This window comes from Litchfieldia alkalitelluris, from assembly GCF_002019645.1.
Taxonomy (GTDB): Bacteria; Bacillota; Bacilli; order Bacillales; family Bacillaceae_L; genus Litchfieldia; species Litchfieldia alkalitelluris.
Genome location: NZ_KV917374.1, coordinates 385,661 through 407,447 on the forward strand (window position 1 = coordinate 385,661; position 21,787 = coordinate 407,447).

Here is a 21,787-nt window from a genome sequence, read left to right on the forward strand (position 1 = left end):
GACATTTTCCAAGTAAATCATCATCTTTGTTGATTTTTCACGTCACATAGGCGGAGAAATTCCGGTTAACGTATCTATTAGGGCTTAAGAAGCAGATATAAACGGAGAAATTCCGGTTAACGTCTCTAATAAGTGACTAAATCTAAAGATTAGCTTCATATAAGTGGAAAAACTACCGTTATTTTTAGGGAAATGTTGATATTTCCCGATTTAAGTGGAATTTTTCCGTTTAAATTCAGCCACAGTGAATTCAACATGATAGGAAACAGCCATTTAAAACGAAAGCAAAAGTAAACCCTAGAGTAATCTGCTGGTCTAGATACCTTTGGTTTGTAGAACCTAGCACTCCACTTATATATTTTCGTGTAAGAAGTGTGGTGGAGAATTGCACGTATCTTAAAGGAAAACACTAACAAGTAGATTTATTATCACCCATTTTGGGAAAAGTAATTATAGGAAAAATAGACTAGATCTTAATTAAGTCAAAATCACGATTTACTCTGTTTCCTGTAATATTTGCTTATAAATCTTTAATATAAGCTTTATTACGAACGAAAAATAAAATACATAATTAAATTGTTCGTGTTTTATTGACACTTTAGTGCGTTACTGTTAAACTTACTATGTTTGGTAAAGTACGTTAAAAAGATGTAAACAAATGGTGGAGGTGCCAAGGCTATGGCTTCAGTTGTAGTAGTAGGAACACAATGGGGAGATGAAGGAAAGGGGAAAATTACTGACTTTCTTTCAGAAAATGCAGAGGTAATTGCTCGTTATCAGGGTGGTAACAATGCAGGTCATACAATCGTTTTTAATGGAGAAACTTATAAACTACATTTAATTCCATCAGGGATTTTTTACTCAGATAAAATATGTGTTATTGGAAATGGTATGGTTGTTGATCCAAAGGCACTTGTTACAGAATTAAAATACTTACATGACCGTGGAGTGAGTACTGATAACTTACGAATTAGTAATCGTGCACATGTGATTTTACCTTATCATTTAAAATTAGATGAAGTAGAAGAAGAAAGAAAAGGCGCTAATAAAATTGGAACGACGAAAAAGGGAATTGGGCCAGCATATATGGACAAGGCTGCCAGAGTCGGTATTCGTATTGCAGATTTATTAGACCGTGAAGTATTTGAAGAGAAATTAACTCATAATCTTGCTGAGAAGAATCGTTTATTAGAGAAAATGTATGAGGTTGAAGGATTTAAGATTGAGGATATTCTAGATGAGTATTATGAATATGGTCAGCAGGTTGCAAAATATGTAACCGATACATCCGTTGTTCTTAATGATGCTTTGGATGAGGGACGAAGAGTTCTTTTTGAAGGGGCACAAGGGGTTATGCTTGATATTGATCAAGGTACGTATCCGTTTGTAACATCTTCCAACCCAGTTGCTGGAGGAGTTACGATTGGTTCAGGAGTAGGGCCATCAAAAATTAAACATGTAGTTGGTGTGTCAAAGGCTTACACAACTCGAGTAGGCGATGGTCCATTTCCAACTGAGCTTAACAATGAAATAGGCGATCGCATTCGTGAAATCGGACGTGAATACGGAACAACAACAGGACGTCCACGCCGAGTTGGATGGTTTGATAGTGTAGTTGTTAGACACGCACGTCGTGTTAGTGGAATCACAGATCTTTCACTTAATTCAATTGATGTGTTAACAGGTATTGAAAGCCTTAAAATCTGTGTAGCTTATCAATATAATGGGAAAGTGATGGAGGAGTTTCCAGCTAGCTTAAAGGTACTCGCACAATGTGAGCCTGTATATGAGGAGCTACCAGGTTGGACTGAGGATATTACAGGAGTCAAAAATCTTAGCGAACTTCCTGAAAATGCACGTCATTATGTCGAGCGAATCTCTCAATTAACTGGAATACCACTTTCAGTGTTCTCAGTTGGACCAGATCGCAAGCAAACGAATATTGTTCGAAGTGTATATGCATAATTAATGTGTAAGGAACAAAGAGGGCTTGTACTTCTTTGTTCCTTTTGTTATAGTTGGCATTGTGAGTTTTAACAGGAAAATTTAATTTTAAAAAAGTATTGCTTTATTTATTAAAAGTATGGTATTATAAAAAACGTCGCTGAAACAAGACAAGCAAATGAGCTGCTACTTGCGAAAGCTTCCCGAGAGTGGGACGTCAACTAGATGCTCTTTCTCAAACAAAATAAGAAAAACCGAGTATCAATTCAAAATATCATTCCTATTTTGAGCCATTAGCTCAGTCGGTAGAGCATCTGACTTTTAATCAGAGGGTCGAAGGTTCGAGTCCTTCATGGCTCACCATTTATTATTTAGTGATGGCCCGTTGGTCAAGCGGTTAAGACACCGCCCTTTCACGGCGGTAACACGGGTTCGAATCCCGTACGGGTCACCATTGTTGTTCTAAATACAAATACATAAAGACTTATTAGGGTTTAAGGTCCCGTGGTGTAGCGGTTAACATGCCTGCCTGTCACGCAGGAGATCGCCGGTTCGATCCCGGTCGGGACCGCCATATCTGATTGTGTTAGTTGTATGAAGGAATTTCATTTTTAAAAATAAAAAGATAAACATGGCTCGGTAGCTCAGTCGGTAGAGCAATGGACTGAAAATCCATGTGTCGGCGGTTCGATTCCGTCCCGAGCCACTTCAAAAAAGCACAGATACTTCTTCTGTGCTTTTTTTCATTCATGTCGAATTTATTTCAAAAAAATAGTAAAAATATGTCAGTATTACTACATTTATGTTACATTACATAGATTAGTATTCTATTATTATAAGGTTTCATGTTAAATTAATAGAGTGAAAAATTGTGAGAATTGTCGAAAAAACGCCTTTCGTACATCCAAGGAAGTTATCAACGTACATGTATAATGACGAGAAGTAAGCCTTTGCTTAGGAGGAAAGATCGTGGAACACCACAACGAAATCAACAAAAAATCAAAGTTCATTTTTAATAAGGGGTTTTTAAAGAAACTAGCCATTTCTACAGTTGCATTTACTTCTTTATTAATCGGTTCAGCAATGGCTGAAAATCAAATATCAACGGTTTATCATGTTTATATTAACGATCAAATTATGGGGACAGTTGATAATGATCAAATTATTAATAATATTATTGATGAAAAAATCTCTTCACTAGAAGAAAAATATAAAGATATTGAATTAGTAGCTGAAGACATTATACTTATACCCGAACAAGTCTTCCGTTTAAACGTAAATAACAACGAAACAGTCCAAAATGTGAAAGAAAATCTTAAGATAGTAGCAGAAGCAGCTTCTATCAGTATCGACGGTGAAACAGTTGCTTATTTAGATAGTGAAGAAGATGCAAATGAAGTTATAAAAAAGTATAAATTACAATATGTAAGTGAAGAAGAATTAAAAGAAGTAGAAGACCGTGAAGCTGCTATTAATGCCGGTGGTGGTTCTACTAATATTCCATATCCAGAGTTAGAAGAAGGTCAGTCTCGTATATTAGACGTAACAATGACAGAAAAAGTTTCAATTTCAGTTGAAAATGTTAATCCTGAACAAATTTTATCAACAGATGACACTTTAACTCTATTAAAAAAAGGAACGCTTGAAGAAAAAAAATACAAGGTTCAAGAGGGAGATGTTCTTGGATCAATTGCCATGGATCACGATTTAACTACAAAGGATCTGCTCGAATTAAATCCGAAAATTTCTGAAGATGAGCTTTTACAAATCGATCAGGAATTAACAGTAACCAAATTAGTACCTTTATTGACTGTGAATGTAATGATCGAGCAATTAAAAGAAGAAGAAATTCCATATGGACATGAAGTGAAAGAAGACTCCTCTATGTATAAGGGTGACCAAAAGGTTACTAGAGAAGGTAAAGAAGGACAAAAACTAGTAGGCTATGAAATTAGTAGAGTTAACGGTCAAACAGTAAAGAAAGAAAAAATAAGTGAAGATATTATTAGTGAGCCTGTTGATAAAATTACTGTAAAAGGTACTAAGGTTGTTCCTTCACGTGGTACAGGCCAGTTAGTTTGGCCAACAGTTGGAGGATATATTTCAAGTCATGTAGGATATCGTTGGGGATCAATGCATAAAGGGATTGATATTGCTAGACCGAGTGATCGTACAATAAAGGCTGCTGACAATGGTACAGTTGTATCTGCTGGGTATGATGGTGGATATGGGAATAAAATCGTTATTAACCATAATAATGGACTTAAAACCGTATATGCACACCTTGCATCGATATCTGTGAGTGTTGGACAAACTGTTTCTCAAGGACAAAAAATAGGTGTTATGGGTGCAACTGGTCATTCAACTGGTGTTCATCTTCATTTTGAAGTATATCATAATGGTGAATTGAAAAATCCAGTAGAATACCTTCCTTAAAATTCTTATAAGTAAGATAGATTTAAAACCTCTAGCAAATAGCTGGAGGTTTTTTAAATACAGAACTCGAATTATATATAAAACTAACGGTTTTTGGTAATGGATGAATTAATAGTTGCTTTTTGGTAAAGTAGATATAGAACATTAATATCCATTACTAAATAATAGCTCAGATAAAGGAGATTAAAGATATGGATAAAGTTATCCTTGTTGTCGATGATGAAAAGCCAATTGCTGATATTTTACAATTCAACCTCAAAAAAGAAGGGTATAAGGTTTTTTGTGCATATGATGGTCAAAAAGCGATCGAAAAAGTTGAGGAACTAAAACCAGATTTAATCTTATTAGATATTATGCTTCCATATAAAGATGGGATGGAAGTTTGTAGAGAAGTTAGAAAGAAATACGATATGCCTATAATTATGTTAACAGCAAAGGATTCAGAAATTGATAAAGTGCTTGGTTTGGAACTTGGAGCAGATGATTATGTAACGAAGCCATTCAGCACTAGAGAATTATTAGCACGTGTAAAAGCAAATCTAAGACGTAATTATCAAAGAAGTGAAGATGAACAGGATACCTCAAATGAGATTCAAGTTGGTTCCCTAATCATACATCCAGAAGCGTATATAGTTTCTAAAAGAGGTGAAATGATTGAACTAACACATCGAGAATTCGAGCTGTTACATTACCTAGCTAAGCATCTAGGACAGGTCATGACAAGGGAACACCTTTTACAGACAGTATGGGGCTATGATTATTTTGGTGATGTGAGAACAGTCGATGTTACAGTAAGAAGATTGAGGGAAAAAATAGAAGATAGTCCTAGTCATCCTACCTGGCTTGTTACAAGAAGAGGTGTCGGATACTATCTTCGTAATCCGGAACAGGAGTAAAAGGAATCAATGAGAAAAGTAAGATTCTTTCGCTCGATTCATTTTAAATTTGCACTCATTTATGTGTTGTTAATTCTTTTAGCAATGCAAATCATTGGAGTGTACTTTATCGGAAAACTTGAAACCCAACTCGTGGAAAATTACCAACTATCATTAAATGAGCGAGTTAATCTATTAGCATACAATGTTGAACAAGAAATGACAAAACAAAGAGACGAAAATGCAACATCATTGGAAGATGATATCCAGACAATTTTAGAAGATTTTGCCTCAGAGGATATTGATGAAGTAAGGGTTATCGATAATAAAAGTAAAGTGATTGGAACATCTAACCCTTATAATCAAGGAATCATAGGCAAGCGAACGGCTGAGTTACTTGTTAAACGTACATTAGTGGGTGTCGGAGACCGGAAAATACAGCTAGATACGAAGAAAAATCAAAGAATGTATGTTTCTTACACTCCTATTCGGTCAAATAATGAAGTAATTGGTGTCATCCATCTTGTAGCTTATATGGAAAATGTATATGACGATATCAAAGAGATTAATGATATCTTTGTAACTGGAACGGTACTTGCCATGTTAATCACAGCTATACTTGGTATTTCTGTTGCACAAACGATAACAAGGCCAATCACTGCTATGAAAAAGCATGCCCTTGATATGGCAAAAGGGAACTTTTCGAAGAAGGTTAAGGTGTATGGCCATGATGAAATTGGACAGCTAGCGATGACTTTTAATACGCTAACAAGACGACTTCAAGATGCTCAATCTTCAACGGAAAGCGAAAGACGGAAGCTCACATCTGTATTAACGCATATGACAGACGGCGTAATTGCTACTGATAAAAAAGGGAATGTTATACTAATAAATGACCCAGCGATAGATATGCTAAATGTTTCACGTGAAACAGCATTTAATAAATCGATTCTTACACTGCTTAAATTAGAAGACCAATATTCATTAAAGGATATTTCGAATGAATTAGACTCCATTGTTTTAGATGTTAGCACAGAAACGAAACCATATATATTAAAAGTGAACTTTTCAACGATTCAAAAGGAGTCAGGATTTATAAATGGAATTATTGCTGTTTTGTATGACATAACAGAACAGGAAAAAATTGATCAAGAAAGAAGAGAGTTTGTGGCTAATGTCTCACATGAGCTTAGAACCCCTCTAACTACGATGAGAAGTTATTTAGAAGCACTTGCCGATGGTGCATGGCAGGATAAAGAAATTGCTCCACAATTTATTGATGTCACTCAAACGGAAACCGAAAGAATGATTCGATTGGTCAATGACTTGCTGCAATTATCCAAACTGGATAGCAAGGATTATCGATTAACGAAAGATTGGATTGATTTTACCACTTTTTTCAATAAAATTATTGATCGATTTGAGATGACTAAAAATCAAAATGTACAATTTCATAGGAATCTTCCATCCCAAACAGTATACATTGAGATGGATGAAGATAAGATTACACAGGTCCTTGATAATATTATTTCTAATGCACTAAAGTATTCTCCAGAAGGTGGCGAAGTTACCTTTGATGTTAAATTGCTTGAGGATAAAATGGAAGTATCTATTACAGATGCAGGTGTAGGAATACCTAAGGAAAACCTAAGTAAAATTTTTGAACGGTTTTATCGTGTTGATAAGGCGCGTACTAGAAAACTAGGTGGTACGGGATTAGGGCTGGCAATTGCTAAAGAAATGGTTGAGGCACACGGTGGCGAGATATGGGCGCTAAGTGAAGAAGGTATGGGCACAACGATTAAATTTACTTTACCAATTGAACAAGAAATAGAGGATGACTGGTCATGAGTTATGAATCGATAAAATCATTTGTTCTAACAGTATTGGTTTTATTAAGTATATTACTTACCTGGGGATTGTGGACATATCACCCAGAGCTTGACACCATCGAAAACAACACGATTATAAAGGATGTTTCAATCAGCAACAAAAAGGATATTCCGAGCTTAATTAAGCCGACAAAGGTGATGTTTCATACTAGCTCCCAGCACTTTGGAACTGTGGAGGAAACTGAAATTAATGCGCTTATGAAAGATGTGCGAAAATGGGAAATCTATGAGTTAACTAATATCTCTGCATCTTTCTCAACATATGACTTTTTGCCATTCTTACAAAGGGATGGGCATGTGCAGATCCTATTCTCTGATGATTTACCAATAAATATTCATCGTTCGATTTTTAAATTTAGTGATGATGAGCTGCCATCAGCATCCTTTGATAGAGTCATTATAAATGTCAATTCCACTAGTGAGGGTGGAAATATTTATTTTGTTTCGGTTGAAAACCAGCTAATTTATGAAGCTAAGGTTAGTTATGAATCTATTCGGGATTTCGAAAATAATCATTACACAGTAGGATTAAGTCTCCCTGAATATTTTTCATATGGTATTAATGAGACCGAATCTATTTTTCTCCCGTTTTCAGAGACAACAATGAATAGTGTTCAATATTACACTGATTATTTGGATGCTGAGATGTTTAAGGAAGCATTATTTATTGAGCCTAATATTGTAAAAAAGCACATTTTAACATATGGGGAAGAATATACAGATGGCTCAAGACTTCTTTCTGTATTTTCTGGGAAAAAAAGCTTTCAGTTTGTTAATCCAGTAAATACGACAGAAAGTGCTCCAATGAACTCATATGAATTAATCAAAAGTAGTGTTGATTTTATTAATGAGCATGGTGGTTGGACTGATAAGTATCGATTCTTCAGTTATGATAAATACAATCAAGAAACTGTATTTCGTTTATACGTAAGGAATTTCCCAGTTTTTAATAAAAATGGATTGACTGAGATTCAGCAATCATGGAATAAAAATGAAATCATGAGGTATAATCGACCATTACTAGTGTTGGAAATTCCCATCCCTGCAGCAGAAGTTATACTGCCAAGTGGAGAAGTCGTTATAAATGCAATTAAATCTCAGGTTGACTTTGATCCGACCTTATTAGAAGATATTTCAATTGGATATGAGCTTGTTGAATTTCCAGAAAAAAATAATGTTGCCACTCTTGTACCTATTTGGAGCTACAAATATAATGGATGGTGGAGAAAAATTGAGTTATCAGACGAGAAAGAAGTAGGAGGGAATGAAGGTGGATTGGAGTAAGACTAAAACGATCTTTATTGTTACATTCCTTATCCTGAATATTTTTCTCGGCTATCAATTAATGGAGAAAAAGGATCGTAGTGAGCTTGATGTAATTGCTGAAGCTAGTATTGAAGAGCATTTAGAAGCTGAGCAAATTACGTATGTAGAGTTACCAAAGGAACAACCAAAAGAGGGAACTTACATTAGTGGAAAAACTAAATTCTTCACCTTAGAAGATATAAAGGATTTAAAGAACCAAGAGATAAATATCGATACAAAGGCATTACTACAGGCGAAGTTGAATGAACCATATAAGATCACAGAGTCTAATTTTGAACCAAAGCTTGAGCAGTTTCTAAAAGATCATGTCCTAAACGGTGAATCGTATGAGTTATGGAAAGTTGATGAAGAAGTCGGTAATATTATTCTTTTTCAGAAATATGAGGGCAAAATCTTTTATAATGATGCGAAAAATATAAGTGGTTTACTTGTTTTAAAGATAAATAAGGATAAAGAGATTACTTCCTACCAGCAAACCATGTTGTATTCTTTTGAAGAATATGATAAAAAAGAGATTTTACCAGCTATTAAAGCCATTGAAAATCTATATAAAAATGACCATTTAAAATCAGGTAGCAAGGTGACGAAAATTGAACTTGGTTATTATCCTCTTGTTCAATTATCAGAATCGCAAGTATTAGCCCCAACTTGGCATATTGTTGTTGATAGTCAAGTAGATTACTATGTGAATGCATTTGAGGGGCAAATCTTAGAAATAATGGAGTGATTGTAATGAGTATGCATTTTAGTGTACTTGCTAGTGGTAGTACAGGAAATGCGTTTTACGTTGGAACGGACAAGCACTCCCTGTTAGTGGATGCAGGACTAAGTGGAAAACAGATGGAGTTATTATTTAAAGGAATTGATCGAAGCGTTCGGGATTTATCTGGAATTTTAGTAACCCATGAACATAGTGACCATATCAAAGGATTAGGAGTACTTGCTCGGAAATATAAGCTTCCTGTCTATGCAAATGAAAAAACGTGGAAAGCTATGGAACATAATATTGGGGAAATTCCATTAGACCAAAAGTTTATTTTTGGAATGAACACCGTACAATCTTTCGGAAGCCTTGATGTAGAATCGTTTGGGGTTTCACATGACGCAGCAGAACCGATGTTTTATGTATTTCATTATGAAGGCAAAAAGGTAGTTCTTATCACAGATACAGGATATGTGAGTGATCGGATGAAGGGAACGATAAAAAATGCGGATGCCTACGTTTTTGAAAGTAACCATGATGTAGAAATGCTTCGGATGGGACATTATCCATGGAGTATAAAGCGTCGTATCTTAAGTGATGTTGGCCATGTATCAAATGAAGATGCTGCCTTAGCGATGACTGAGGTAATTGGTGACCGAACAAAGAGAATCTACCTGGCACATTTAAGTACTGATAATAATATGAAAGATTTGGCTAAAATGGCCGTTCAACAAACGATTGAAAGCAAAGGCTACGTGATCGGAGAACAATTCGACCTTTACGATACAGATCCAAAAGTTCCAACCAAACTAGCATATGTCTAATGTTTAATCTTTGAAAAAAACGTGTAAAATTAATTGTGTGCTTAAATGGAATATAAAATAGAAGTTAGTTTAGGGTAGACCACTTTGCGAATCAGTTACTTGCACCATGAAGGATAAAAAGTACTAATTCAGTTGGAATGAGCACAAGTTCACTCGACTCCTGCGGGATGCAGCGGGCACAGTGAGACCCCGCAGGAGCATCTGCGACGAGGAGGCTCACCGCACGCCCCGTGGTATCCCGCGAGTGAGCTGTAGCGAATGGAATTCTAAGACTAATTATTTTCAAGGTAGTTTTTAAAAATACACTAATTGAATTTTTAGAATGCGTGAGTATAATTATTTATAGAAACTAAATAAATTCATAATTATCATTTTTTCATTTGTTTTTGATGAAGGCTCTTTTCTGAAAGATTGTTGTTAATCGAACAATTATAGAGATTAATAGCTGCTATTTATAAAATAAAGGGTTAGCATTTCAGAAGAAAAGATGCCACTCCACTTTATTCATAGTGTTTTCTATGACGGTTAAGAATAACAAATTTTACGAAATTAGCCTTGATGAAAGGAATGTTGTGACTATGGGATATTATGATCAAGATTATGAACATCTTAGACAAAACCGAAAAGGAAATAAACCAGGTTGGGTCATATCTGCATTTGTTGGGGCAATCATTGGTGCTTTAGTGATATTATTCTCCATCCCAACACTAGTAGAAATGAATATCCTACCCTATGACCAACAAGCAGCTGGAATTGAAAATGATGTAAAAGGGACAGATGGTTCACCTGAAAGCATCCCAGCGAATCAAACCAATGTTGTTGTAGATGTAACGACAGAAATCACCACAGCAGTTGATAAAGTAAGTGAAGCAGTCGTAGGGATTGTAAACTTACAGGAATCAAACTTCTGGGCAACAGAATCTTCACAGGAAGCTGGAACAGGCTCTGGTGTCGTTTATAAAAAAGCTGGTGATAAGGCATATGTGGTAACGAACCATCACGTCATCGAGGGTGCTTCTGATATTGAAGTAAGCTTAAGTGATGGGACTCGAGTAAAAGCTAAATTTCTCGGAAGTGATGTTTGGACCGACTTAGCTGTACTTGAAATTGATGGAGATCATGTTGAAAAGGTAGCCGAATTTGGAGACTCTGATCATATGAAGTTAGGTGAACCAGTCATTGCAATCGGAAATCCTCTAGGATTACAATTCTCAGGTTCAGTTACACAAGGAATTATCTCAGGCTTAAACCGTTCAATTCCAATTGATATTAATCAAGATGGTGTACCAGACTGGCATGCAGATGTTATGCAAACAGATGCAGCTATTAACCCAGGTAATAGTGGTGGAGCCCTAGTGAACATTAAGGGGGAAGTCATTGGAATTAATTCAATGAAGATCGCGCAAAGTGCTGTAGAGGGTATTGGACTATCCATTCCGATTTCAATTGCAAAACCAATTATTGAAGATCTTGAAATGTACAATGAAGTTCGAAGACCAGTTTTAGGTGTAGGAAATCTAAAAGCATTAAGTGAAATTTCAGGCTATCACCGTCAGGAAACATTACATCTACCTGAAGAGGTAAAAGATGGAGTAGCTATTTTAGAAGTAGTACCAAATACTCCTGCATCAAAAGCGGGTCTTAAAGATCTTGATGTGATTGTAGAATTTGATGGGAAGAAAATTGATTCAGTCATCGCTTTAAGGAAGCATTTATATAATGAAAAAGTTATTGGTGATTCAATGGAAGTAACATTTTATCGTAATGGTAAAAAGCAGACGGTGACAGTGAAATTATCAGACCAATCATTATAGTGATTTAAGGGGGGGGCAGTATATGCTCTCCTTTTATTTGTTTTGTAAGGCTCTTTTCTGAAGAATTGTTGCTAATTGCCCTAATTATGCAGTAGAAACATAGTTGTTATAACAAATTGGTATTAATCTATGAAGAAAAGATGCCACCACTTTATACAGTAGTGTTTACTTGGAGTTGTTAAAATCAACAAAGTTTACGAAAACAGCCTTTAATAAAAGATATACACATGTTGATAAGTTATTTATAGAGATAGAATGTAATTTTAGGATACAATGAATGAGGTATGCAGTTTGTGGCAATAGATTAATTATAAAAGCTTAAAGGATGATCGTATTGATAAAGTGTTGTGAAGAACATATTGAGCTAGCATTAGATGTTTACGTGGATAACCACGAGCTACCACCAGACATGAAACGACTTTCAGAGGATGAAAAGTTATTAACAACCTGTGAATTTTGTCAAAACGAAGCGACATATGTTGTGGGGAACTAGTATTCTCATACAAGATGTGGATACGAATTGTGGATATGTGGATAACTTTTGGGGATAACTTGTTTGTAAGGTGGGGATACCTGTGAATATTACAATATTCAGTATAGGAAAACTAAAAGAGAAATATTTAAAGCAAGGAATAGATGAGTACTTAAAACGACTGACTGCTTATGCAAAGGTCGAGGTTATTGAATTACCAGATGAAAAAGCCCCGGAAACATTAAGTGATGTCGAAATGGAACAAATTAAACAAAAAGAGGGCGAACGGATATTAAGTAAGATCTCAGATGATACCCATGTTATTGCATTAGCGATCGAAGGGAAAATGAAATCCTCTGAGCAGCTTGCTAGTGATATGGACCGACTTGCTACATATGGAAAAAGTAAAATTGCATTTATTATCGGTGGTTCTCTCGGGCTAAGTAGTGATGTGATGAAGCGGGCGAATGATACTCTATCATTTTCGAAGATGACGTTTCCACATCAGTTGATGAGGTTGATATTATTGGAACAGGTTTATCGGGCGTTTCGGATTAATCGGGGGGAACCGTACCATAAGTAAGCCAGGTTTTTATCCATGCCTTCCTTAAGGTTGAGGAGACTGGATTCCTGCATCTGGGAAAGTTCGCTCATACCTGGTTAGGAATCAAGTTAGTTACTTTGATCTAATAAATAGAGGGAGAAATTCCACTTAATTAACAAATATCACTGAAAATAGCCAAAATAGACGTAAAAATTTCCCTTATTTGACTCAAAAACGTAATAATAGGTAATTTTGCTTTATATAGGCGGAAAAACTTCCCTTATTTATCCCAAAACGAGCTCTAATCAGCAATTAACGGAAAAATCTCCGCTTAATTTTATGGTTAGTTACTCAATTAAAGACATAACGTTTATTTAAAAGAAGTGGGATTGAAGGCAGGCGTGGCATTTATTTTTGTTACATGCAATACGGACAACGGTATCACAAGTGATGGTAAAGCAGACAGTGGAGCTTGAACTAATTTAAAGTAAATATAGATATTTTATTAAGTTAAGGTTTATAAAGAAGGAATATAAAATCATTCACAAAAGTAAACGCCTGGATTTGATCCAGACGTTTACTTTTTTATATTTTCCACACCGTTAATTAACAGGGCCTAGTTATAAAAAACGCTTTTTTCTATCTTCTTCATTTGATAAAAGTAGCCTTTTCTTCTCATTAAATCGTGGAATGTTCCATTTTCAATAATCCTTCCGTTATCCATAACTATGATCTGGTCCATTCGTTCTAACCCGGTTAGTTTGTGGCTGATGAGAACAATGGTGTTCCCTTTTGCTTGTGTAAATAACCTGTTCATCACTCGCTGTTCTGTAATGGGGTCAACAGACGAGGTGGGTTCATCAAGTAACAACAGGCTACTCTTTTTAAGCATAGCTCTTGCAATGGCAAGCCTCTGTTTTTCACCACCTGAAAGATTTCCCCCTTTTTCTAAAATGGTAGAGTCTAAGGACAGTTGGTCTAGTTTTACACATGATAGTATTTCACTCATTTCCTTGTCAGAAATATTTTCACCTGCAAGCTTTAAGTTATCTCTAACCGTACCATAAAAGAAGTGATTGCTTTGGAGAACTAGGGAGATGTTTTTCCAAAGCAGATCTTCATCTAAATCTGCTAACGGTTGCCCCTGTAAAGTGATTGTTCCACTAGAGGGTGGGTAAAGGTTTAGTAATAGATTAAGCAATGTAGATTTTCCACATCCACTGGGTCCAACTATCGCAGTTTTGGAACCGCTAGGTAATAGTAAGGAAACATTAGATAGAGTAGGGCGAGATTCTCCTGGAAAGTAAAACTTGACGTTTTTACATTCAATCTCCGGTGCTTTTTGTAGCTCTACTAATCTGTTTTTGCTTGTAAGATCTTGTTGGTTCTGGGCTTCATCTATGATAGAAAACAGTCGAATGGCAGCATTTCTAGAATCTTCGAAATAACTCGGTGCCTCTGTCATTGGAGCTGCCGTCTCAAATACCGTTAACGAGACGAGAACAAGCATTGCTAAAAAAACGCCATCAAGCTCTTTCGTAGATACTAGGTAAGCTCCTAAAGCAAGCACAAACCAGGAAGTAACGAGAGAAAACCAGTGATTGATTGCAACGTTTAATTGTTCCTGTTTTCCTCTATCTTGTTGCTCCCCAATGTAAACGTCTGATGTATGACTCAGTACCTGTTCTTTAAATGATAGCTTCTGATAAAGCTTTAAATCTAAAAAGCCATATAAAAATTCGGTTGTGTCAGTAGATAGCTGAGCGCGAAGCTGTAGGATACTTGATTGGATACCCTGCTGTTTTATAGCAAAAATAAGGGGAATACAAAAGCCGGTTATGATTAGTCCTGTTAACAGAATAAATGCCACAGGCAAGGAAAAGATTGCTGTAAAAATAATCGTCGTAAGGAAAACAACGAGCATTACAATTGGTGGATAATAAACGCGAAGAAAAAAATGCTGCAAGCTTTCTACATCACCAACAACCCTGGCTAACAAGTCACCACTGCGAAATCTTTGAAAAAGTGAAGGCGCAAGTGGTTCTAGTTTTGTAAAGAAATAGGTCCTTAAATTACTTAAGATTGTAAAAGTAGCTTTGTGTGAGTAATAGCGTTCCGCATACCTGCTAAAGGCACGAAGTACTGTGAATAATTTTAACAAGGCTACAAAAATCGTGAGTATATATAGAGGTGGAAGCAGTGCTGCCTTCGAAACGAGATATCCGCTGTCTGCAAACACGGCAACCGTGGAAATTCCAGCAAATACTCCAAATAGTATCGAAATGTACATATCCTTCCGTTCCATTAACATCAACTTGATTACGGATTTTAATTCCCTCATCCAGCAACACCTCCTTGCTGTTCTTCTACCATCGTCAAATAATCCTTCGTATTTTCCAATAGCTCTTTATGAGTCCCTTTCCCAACTAAAGTCCCTTTTTCAAGATATAAAATACAGTCTGCTTGTTTGATTGTATGTAATCGGTGTGCGACAGTAATGATGGTCGCGTCCTGGGCCAGCTCCTTAATTGATTGTTGCAGAATGCTTTCTGTATAAAGATCTAATCCGACGGTAGGTTCATCAAACAATATAATTGATGGCCTTTTTAAAAAGGCACGAGCAAGTGCAATTCGCTGTCTTTCCCCACCCGATAACCCTCTGCCACCTTCGCCAATTGACGTATTAATGCCATCTTCTAATTGTTCTATAAGCTCTGTGAGCCCTGCTTTTTCTATTACATTGGTAAGCTCGTCTTGGGAGATTATTTTCCCTTGGCAGGTAATGAGGATATTGTCTTTAATTGTTCCTGAAAATATGTAAGGGTCCTGTGATATATAAATGAGCTTGTCGAACCATTCTCCTTCATCATAGTTAAAAAGTGGCTGATTATTAATTAAGATTTCTCCGGTTGAAGGCAAGTACATCCCAGCTATTAAATGAAGTAAGCTTGTTTTGCCAGAACCACTTGGTCCAACAATGGCAATTTGGCTATAAGGCTCGAATGCTGCATTGATACCATGTAAAGAAAAGTGATCCTCACCATACGTAAAAGAAAGATTGTCCAGCCTAATGCTTGGAGGTCCAGCTGAGTGCGACAACCGTTCGTTCCCCCATTTGATGATTTGATCGGATTCCTCCAGTTCTTCTACTATTTTTTTCGCAGCAGCAATGCTTCCTTTACCTGCATGAAAGGCACTGCCGACATCCTTCAATGTTTTATAAAATTCAGGAGCAATTGTAAGGACAAAAAATCCTGCAAAAAAAGAGATGTTTTGAAAAACCACAAGACGAAGTCCTACCTCGAAAGCAATTAACGCGATCCCAAGCATCGAAATAAGCTCGAGTACGAGCGATGAAAGGAAGGCGAATTTAAGTACATCCATTGTTGCGGTACGATACTCAATGCTACTCTTTTTTATGGCGTCTGCTTCTTCACTCACTTTTCCGAAAAGCTTCAAGGTAATTAATCCTTGCAAGCTATCAAGAAATTTTCCTGCAAGGGCAGTAAGTTTATCCAATTGCTGAATGGCCTTTTTTTCCGTTTTTTTACCAATGATAATCATGAAAACTGGAATGAGAGGAGCAGTCACAAGCATAATGACGCCCGAAACCCAGTTTTGCCAAAAGACTGCTACTAATAGAATGAGTGATACAATTGAAGATAAGATTTTTTGTGGATAATATTTACTAAAGTAAGGGTCGATTTCGTCAATAACATCAGTAACAAGAGTTACTCGTTTACCTGATTGCCCTTTTATAGATGTTTGAATAGGGTTATTGGTATACTGCGTAATCAATGAGTTACGAAACTGTTTTTTTACTTTAGATGCCATCCCAATACCGATTTTTCCATGAAGATATGAAAAGAGCCCCCTTACTGCAAACACAGCTAAAAGAGCTGCTAATTGTGAAGTAACAGCTGAAAACGGCTTCTCTTCTAGAAAAATGAGCATGACGATAGACACAATCAATAAAGATTGGGTTACCGTCATACAAGCAATAACAAACGCAGTAAATGAAAGAGAATATATGCCCTTTTTCTGTTTTTTGACAATGTCTTTTAGTTGCTTCACCTTTTGTCCTCCTAGTTACCGTACATCATCCACTTTTTTATCTGTAAGATACCGTTCATCTTTAAGAAAAAGGCGCCAAAACCAATAGAACGATGGCACAAGAATTGCCATACCGATTGCATACCCCCACAGGAGTGAATGATACATTTTAATGTTTGTGAACGCGTCATATATTGTCAATTTTGGATAGACAACATAGGGCATATGGCTCCAACCATATGCAAAGCTTGCTAGGCCTATTTGAACCACCATAAATAGTACAGCAACCCGAGGCTGCCCGACCCGTCCTTTTCTCGAAGGCCACCATAATGCACTATATCCAATGGAAAATACAACGAGGCTTAATGCGAATAAGTGCCATTGTCTTACCATATTTTCAACCATCCACATGGCTTCTGGAATGAGTGTCATGGTTGCAGCAACAGCCATACTAAGCATGATAGGACCTAGGATGATCGCATTTCTTCTATACACCTTATAAGTTTCCATTGCGTTAGCTTCTCTAGCATAATCGCTAAGGAATAGGGAGGATAGAAACAATTCCGCAGATAAACCAAAGCCGATGTGTGCATAAAGTGTTGGGCTAGCCAGCAGTCTGTCATAAAGAATATAATGACGGTCACCAACTACTTCGACAAATCCACCAATAATAATGGGAAGGATACTTAACATGAGTGCTGGAATTAATAGACCGGTAATTCCAGAGATATAAGTAAATAGCCTCGTATATTTTTGTATCGAATAGGAATAAACCATAAAAGCGCTTCTTATGATAAGTAAAATGAGCACAAAGCTTACTGGAACAATCATGATCGACCCTAAAGCAAAGGCAGCGTGCGGAAAAAAACCGACGATAGCTACAACAAATAATACTAAGAAGACATTCGTTACTTTCCAGGAAGGAGTTAAGTACAAGTTAGCTATGCTTGCTGCTGTCGTATCTTTCCGTCCAAAATAAAACATTGACCAAAAGCCGGCACCAAAATCTATCGCTCCACCTAATGCATACAAAAACAAAAATAACCAGATGATAATAATCGCAATATAGGCTTCCATTATGATTTTCCCTTCTCTCTAAACCGGTGTGGTTTGACTGTCAAATTCATTTATAAGTGGATTGCGGCGGAAATAGTAACGCATAACTAGTGCTGTTATTACTAATAAGAAAACATAGAGTGAAATAAATATGACAAAGAAAGTTCCGAGGTTTGCTGATTTAGTTGCAGCTTCTGCAGTCCGTTGTATGCCATAAATTGTCCAAGGTTGCCTTCCAATGCAGGCAAAAATCCAGCCGGTTTCAATGCCAAGCATGGCAAGAGGTCCGCTTCCGATTAAGGGAATTAGTAGCCAGTTTGGATATTCTCGTTTTTTAAAAACAATCCGATAAGCTAATGCTCCAAATGACAGCCCAATTAGTAAAGTTCCAATGCCTACCATGATGTTAAATAATGTATGAACAAATAGAGGCGGCCACTCGTCCCGTGGAAATTCATTTAGTCCAATCACCACCCCATCCGTAGAGCCAGTTGCCAGATAGCTGAGCATACCTGGTACTTCAATACCGCCGACAACCCGGTTTGCTTCTGGGTCAGGTGTACCAAAAATGGCTAGTGGAGCATTTGACTGTGTGACAAATAGCCCTTCAGCCGCGGCTAACTTAACTGGTACGTTATTATGTAATCCTACAGCAGATGTATGACCATTTGTTGCAGTCCAAAGGGATGTAATTGCTCCAAAAACAAGAGCAATCATTAGCCCTTTTCGATGATACGTTTTTTCACTTTGTTTCAAATTAGGTTTTAATAATTGATAAGCTGCAACGGAAGCAACGACAAACGCAGTTGCCATATATGCACTGCTTGCAACATGCACAGCCGTATACCCAAACGCTGGATTTAGAACCGCTTCCCACGGACGAACATCTGTAATTTCTCCATTCACAACATTAAATCCAGTTGGGGTATTCATCCATGATTGTACATTGGTAATTAATACAGCAGATGCTGTAGCTCCAAGTGCGACGAAAAAGACACTAATGATTCGCATCGCAGAACTTAATCGACTAGCAGCATACACGTAAATCGAAAGGAATAAAGCCTCAATAAAGAATGCGAATATTTCCAACGTAAAAGGTAAAGCAATGACTTGGCCTACTACCTCGATAAAACCTGGCCATAATAATGCAAGCATTACAGCGACAATCGTGCCAGATGGAATTGCCACACCAAGTAATATAGCAACCGCCTTTGTCCATCTCTTTGCAAGGATTCCATAGTCACTGTCTTTTCTAACAACTCTCATAATTTCAGCAATGAGAATCATTAGCGTAAGGCCAACTCCTAATGTGGCAAAAATAATATGGAATATCAGGGAAGACCCAAACAGCATTCTAGCAAGCAATACGTTATCCATCGTTTTCTTCCTTTCAAACATAATTTACATGGTTATTCTTGTTCTAGATGGATATTTTATACATTTATTTTTTGCGTAATTCTTCAAGAGTAGTTTTAAAGGCAAAAAAGAGAGATTTAAAGCTATAAATAAAAAAGCTGCCAGATTCATATCTGGCAGCTTGGAAGATTTAATTATCATCATCATCACTATCGTCATCACTATTGCTATCATCATCATCTGTTTCAATTTCTAAAATGAGGACCTTACCGGTAAAAGCATCTATTTCAATTTCTGCTTTTCTGTTTCCATTTACTATTTCGATTTCGTATATATGACGGCTATCATCATTATCCAATTATATTTTCTACAACTTTTCCTTTGAAATTGCTCAAAGCGATTTTTTTTGCTGCATACTCACCGCGGACAGGTGTTCCCAGGCAATCTTATCACCCGTAGAATATTTGAGCTAGACTGGGGCTACCTGCAGAAAGAACAGCTTCATACGGTGGTTTCGTCTGGATATGGTTTTTGGGGCCCACCGATTCGCATTGGATCTCGATCTGAAATTGTTCAGATTACTGTAACTTTCGCTCAACAAAGCTAAGCGGGTAAGTTAACGTAGGTACAATAATAACGAGTTTTTAGCCAAAGAAACCACTCCGTTGTCGTGAGTGGCTTCTTCTTTATACACTTCATTTGTGTTCATATTGTACTTATGTTTATATACATGACACAAAACCCTATCGCAAGTAAATCAGTAGATTAGTCTCCCATTAATTTTATTAATTCTAGGTAATCATTCTATAGGAGTCAGCTAACCATGGTTTGTTTTTTAGCCCTGAAGGAGGAGTATCAAATCTTTTGGCTAATTTAATATATGATAACGTTAATAACAAACAGCAAAGGGAGGAACTACTTATGGCTAAAACAGTTGTAACCAACCCTATATTTTGGTCGGATGTTCCAGATGTAGATGTAATAAGAGTGGACTCAGTTTATTATATGGTTAGTACAAGCATGCATACCTTTCCAGGTTGCCCAATTATGAAATCAGAGAATTTACTAGATTGGGAAACGATCGGATATGTATTTGATCATTTAGAGGATAATTCTGCCCATAATCTATTAGATGGTAAAGGGATTTATGGACAAGGACAATGGGCTACATCGTTGCGTTTACATAATGATACGTTTTACCTTTGTTTTTCAAGTAATGATATGAATCAGTTTTATATTTATCAAACAAAGGATATTGAAGGTGGGAAATGGAAGCGCTCTACTATTGATGGAATCTATCATGATCCTGCCTTACTTTTTGATGAAAATAGAGTATTTGTGATTTATGGTTGTGGAGATATTCATATTACGGAGTTAAATGATGATTTGACAGCAGTTAAGTCTGGAGGAGTTAATCAACGGTTGTTAGAAACGCCAAAAGAAGGTATAGGTCTTAGATGTGAAGGATGTCATGCATATAAGATTAATGGCTATTATTATTTATTATTTATAGAATGGCCAACGACTGAAAAACAACGCAGAAGGCAGGTTGGTTATCGTTCAAAAGAGCTTTTGGGAGAATATGAACGTAAAATCATTTTTGACGATGACATGGGATATCACAATAAAGGAATTGCACAAGGGGCCATTTTTGATACGCTTGACCATGAATGGTATGCGATGCTGTTTCAGGATCATGATGCAGTTGGTCGGATTCCTTATGTTTTACCTGTGAAGTGGGAAAATGGTTGGCCAATGATTGGCATAGATGGAAAAGCACCAAATGAATTTGAAGTTAATTTGCCTTCATCAACCCATCAACCATTAGTAACAAGTGATGAGTTTGATTATAAAGAAGATAAACTATCCTTAAACTGGCAATGGAACCATAACCCGGATAATGAATTATGGTCACTTGTGAAACGACCTGGTTATTTACGCTTACAAACAGGGAATTTTACAGACACAATACTACAAGCTCGTAATACATTAACACAAAGAACAGAAGGGCCATCTTGTACCGGTATCACTTTAGTGGATATATCAAATATGCAACAGGGTGATCATGCGGGATTAGTTGCACTTCAAAATACCTTCGGAACAGTGGGCATTCAAGTAGCCGAAAATGGCGAAAACTATGTCATTATGACTGTTAATAATGGTACTGGCGGAGAAGAAATCGTTGAGAAACAAATCATTCAAGGTAACCTCATCTATCTAAAAATACACTTTAATTTTGAAGATAGTATAGATGAAGCAGAGTTTTATTATTCTATGAATGGTGAGAATTGGACTCAGATTGGGAACATACTAAAAATGAAGTACACTTTAGACCATTTCATGGGCTATCGTATCGGTCTTTTCAACTATGCAACGAAGAAAATTGGCGGCTATGTTGACTTTGATTTCTTTCATTATCAAAAAAATAATAAACGAATATAAAGTAATTAGTAGTTTTAAAAGTAAAGCAGTCGATTCCAGTAAATGGAATT

16 protein-coding genes, 4 tRNA genes and 1 pseudogene are annotated in these 21,787 nt (G+C 36.6%); 16 read left to right on the plus strand and 5 right to left on the minus strand.

Annotated elements, in window-relative coordinates; translation table 11 throughout:
• Window positions 1–678 precede the first annotated feature (678 nt).
• From BK579_RS01940 to rlmH, 14 genes are all read left to right on the plus strand, one after another.
• A complete protein-coding gene (locus tag BK579_RS01940) occupies window positions 679–1,965 on the plus strand; it encodes an adenylosuccinate synthase (protein WP_078543273.1) in 1,287 nt (428 codons plus the stop codon).
• 266 nt (window positions 1,966–2,231) lie between these two features.
• Window positions 2,232–2,307, plus strand: a tRNA-Lys gene (locus BK579_RS01945).
• Window positions 2,308–2,323: 16 nt separating this feature from the next.
• A tRNA-Glu gene (locus BK579_RS01950) sits at window positions 2,324–2,398 on the plus strand.
• Window positions 2,399–2,442: 44 nt separating this feature from the next.
• Window positions 2,443–2,518, plus strand: a tRNA-Asp gene (locus BK579_RS01955).
• Window positions 2,519–2,577: 59 nt separating this feature from the next.
• Window positions 2,578–2,650: transfer RNA gene (locus BK579_RS01960), tRNA-Phe, on the plus strand.
• A gap of 263 nt (window positions 2,651–2,913) precedes the next feature.
• Window positions 2,914–4,380: a peptidoglycan DD-metalloendopeptidase family protein gene (locus BK579_RS01965; RefSeq protein WP_235848311.1), complete on the plus strand. Its 1,467-nt coding sequence runs from the start codon at window positions 2,914–2,916 to the stop codon at window positions 4,378–4,380.
• A 191-nt stretch (window positions 4,381–4,571) separates the two neighbouring features.
• Window positions 4,572–5,276, plus strand: coding sequence for a response regulator YycF (gene yycF / locus BK579_RS01970; RefSeq protein ID WP_078543275.1), 705 nt, complete (start codon window positions 4,572–4,574; stop codon window positions 5,274–5,276).
• 9 nt (window positions 5,277–5,285) lie between these two features.
• Window positions 5,286–7,106 carry a cell wall metabolism sensor histidine kinase WalK gene (gene walK, locus BK579_RS01975; protein ID WP_078543276.1) on the plus strand — a complete coding sequence of 607 codons (1,821 nt, stop codon included), beginning with the start codon at window positions 5,286–5,288 and terminating at the stop codon, window positions 7,104–7,106.
• Entirely contained in the window at window positions 7,103–8,431 is a 1,329-nt protein-coding gene (locus BK579_RS01980) for a YycH family regulatory protein (protein ID WP_078543277.1), read from the plus strand. The genes walK and BK579_RS01980 overlap by 4 nt, the downstream gene beginning before the upstream one ends.
• A complete protein-coding gene (locus BK579_RS01985) occupies window positions 8,418–9,200 on the plus strand; it encodes a two-component system regulatory protein YycI (RefSeq protein ID WP_078543278.1) in 783 nt (260 codons plus the stop codon). The genes BK579_RS01980 and BK579_RS01985 overlap by 14 nt, the downstream gene beginning before the upstream one ends.
• 5 nt (window positions 9,201–9,205) lie before the next feature.
• Window positions 9,206–10,000, plus strand: coding sequence for an MBL fold metallo-hydrolase (locus tag BK579_RS01990; protein ID WP_078543279.1), 795 nt, complete (start codon window positions 9,206–9,208; stop codon window positions 9,998–10,000).
• A gap of 578 nt (window positions 10,001–10,578) precedes the next feature.
• A complete protein-coding gene (locus tag BK579_RS01995; protein WP_078543280.1) occupies window positions 10,579–11,814 on the plus strand; it encodes a S1C family serine protease in 1,236 nt (411 codons plus the stop codon).
• Window positions 11,815–12,139: 325 nt separating this feature from the next.
• Window positions 12,140–12,307, plus strand: coding sequence for a CxxH/CxxC protein (locus BK579_RS02000; RefSeq protein WP_204524656.1), 168 nt, complete (start codon window positions 12,140–12,142; stop codon window positions 12,305–12,307).
• 82 nt (window positions 12,308–12,389) lie between these two features.
• On the plus strand, window positions 12,390–12,869 hold the full coding sequence (gene rlmH, locus BK579_RS02005; RefSeq protein WP_078543282.1) for a 23S rRNA (pseudouridine(1915)-N(3))-methyltransferase RlmH: 480 nt from the start codon (window positions 12,390–12,392) through the stop codon (window positions 12,867–12,869).
• Between the two features lie 577 nt (window positions 12,870–13,446).
• On the opposite strand, the gene cydC is transcribed toward rlmH, so the two are convergent.
• The 5 genes from cydC to BK579_RS25185 form a co-directional block, all read right to left on the minus strand.
• Entirely contained in the window at window positions 13,447–15,171 is a 1,725-nt protein-coding gene (gene cydC / locus BK579_RS02010) for a thiol reductant ABC exporter subunit CydC (RefSeq protein WP_078543283.1), read from the minus strand.
• Entirely contained in the window at window positions 15,168–16,904 is a 1,737-nt protein-coding gene (gene cydD / locus BK579_RS02015) for a thiol reductant ABC exporter subunit CydD (RefSeq protein ID WP_078543284.1), read from the minus strand. The genes cydC and cydD overlap by 4 nt, the downstream gene beginning before the upstream one ends.
• A 15-nt stretch (window positions 16,905–16,919) precedes the next feature.
• The gene (locus BK579_RS02020; RefSeq protein ID WP_078543285.1) at window positions 16,920–17,963 is read right to left on the minus strand and encodes a cytochrome d ubiquinol oxidase subunit II; all 1,044 of its coding nucleotides are present in this window, start codon (window positions 17,961–17,963) and stop codon (window positions 16,920–16,922) included.
• A gap of 15 nt (window positions 17,964–17,978) precedes the next feature.
• The gene (locus BK579_RS02025) at window positions 17,979–19,316 is read right to left on the minus strand and encodes a cytochrome ubiquinol oxidase subunit I (RefSeq protein WP_078543286.1); all 1,338 of its coding nucleotides are present in this window, start codon (window positions 19,314–19,316) and stop codon (window positions 17,979–17,981) included.
• A 169-nt stretch (window positions 19,317–19,485) separates the two neighbouring features.
• On the minus strand, window positions 19,486–19,653 hold the full coding sequence (locus BK579_RS25185; RefSeq protein WP_139365021.1) for a PepSY domain-containing protein: 168 nt from the start codon (window positions 19,651–19,653) through the stop codon (window positions 19,486–19,488).
• A 54-nt stretch (window positions 19,654–19,707) separates the two neighbouring features.
• Here BK579_RS25185 and BK579_RS26215 point away from each other — a divergent pair.
• Window positions 19,708–19,902, plus strand: a pseudogene (locus BK579_RS26215) (metallophosphoesterase); the annotation flags it as partial.
• A gap of 314 nt (window positions 19,903–20,216) precedes the next feature.
• Complete coding sequence (locus BK579_RS02035) at window positions 20,217–21,737, plus strand: glycoside hydrolase family 43 protein (protein ID WP_078543287.1); 1,521 nt, start codon at window positions 20,217–20,219, stop codon at window positions 21,735–21,737.
• The last annotated feature ends 50 nt before the right edge of the window (window positions 21,738–21,787 follow it).

Bases quoted from the DNA above. Each gene is read 5' to 3' on its own strand.
- BK579_RS01990 (WP_078543279.1), top strand. From the start codon at position 9,206: ATGAGTATGCATTTTAGTGTACTTGCTAGTGGTAGTACAGGAAATGCG.
- BK579_RS02035 (WP_078543287.1), top strand. From the start codon at position 20,217: ATGGCTAAAACAGTTGTAACCAACCCTATATTTTGGTCGGATGTTCCA.
- BK579_RS02000 (WP_204524656.1), top strand. From the start codon at position 12,140: ATGATCGTATTGATAAAGTGTTGTGAAGAACATATTGAGCTAGCATTA.
- walK (WP_078543276.1), top strand. From the start codon at position 5,286: ATGAGAAAAGTAAGATTCTTTCGCTCGATTCATTTTAAATTTGCACTC.
- BK579_RS01995 (WP_078543280.1), top strand. From the start codon at position 10,579: ATGGGATATTATGATCAAGATTATGAACATCTTAGACAAAACCGAAAA.
- cydC (WP_078543283.1), bottom strand. From the start codon at position 15,171: ATGAGGGAATTAAAATCCGTAATCAAGTTGATGTTAATGGAACGGAAG.
- BK579_RS01940 (WP_078543273.1), top strand. From the start codon at position 679: ATGGCTTCAGTTGTAGTAGTAGGAACACAATGGGGAGATGAAGGAAAG.
- BK579_RS02025 (WP_078543286.1), bottom strand. From the start codon at position 19,316: ATGGATAACGTATTGCTTGCTAGAATGCTGTTTGGGTCTTCCCTGATA.
- yycF (WP_078543275.1), top strand. From the start codon at position 4,572: ATGGATAAAGTTATCCTTGTTGTCGATGATGAAAAGCCAATTGCTGAT.
- BK579_RS01980 (WP_078543277.1), top strand. From the start codon at position 7,103: ATGAGTTATGAATCGATAAAATCATTTGTTCTAACAGTATTGGTTTTA.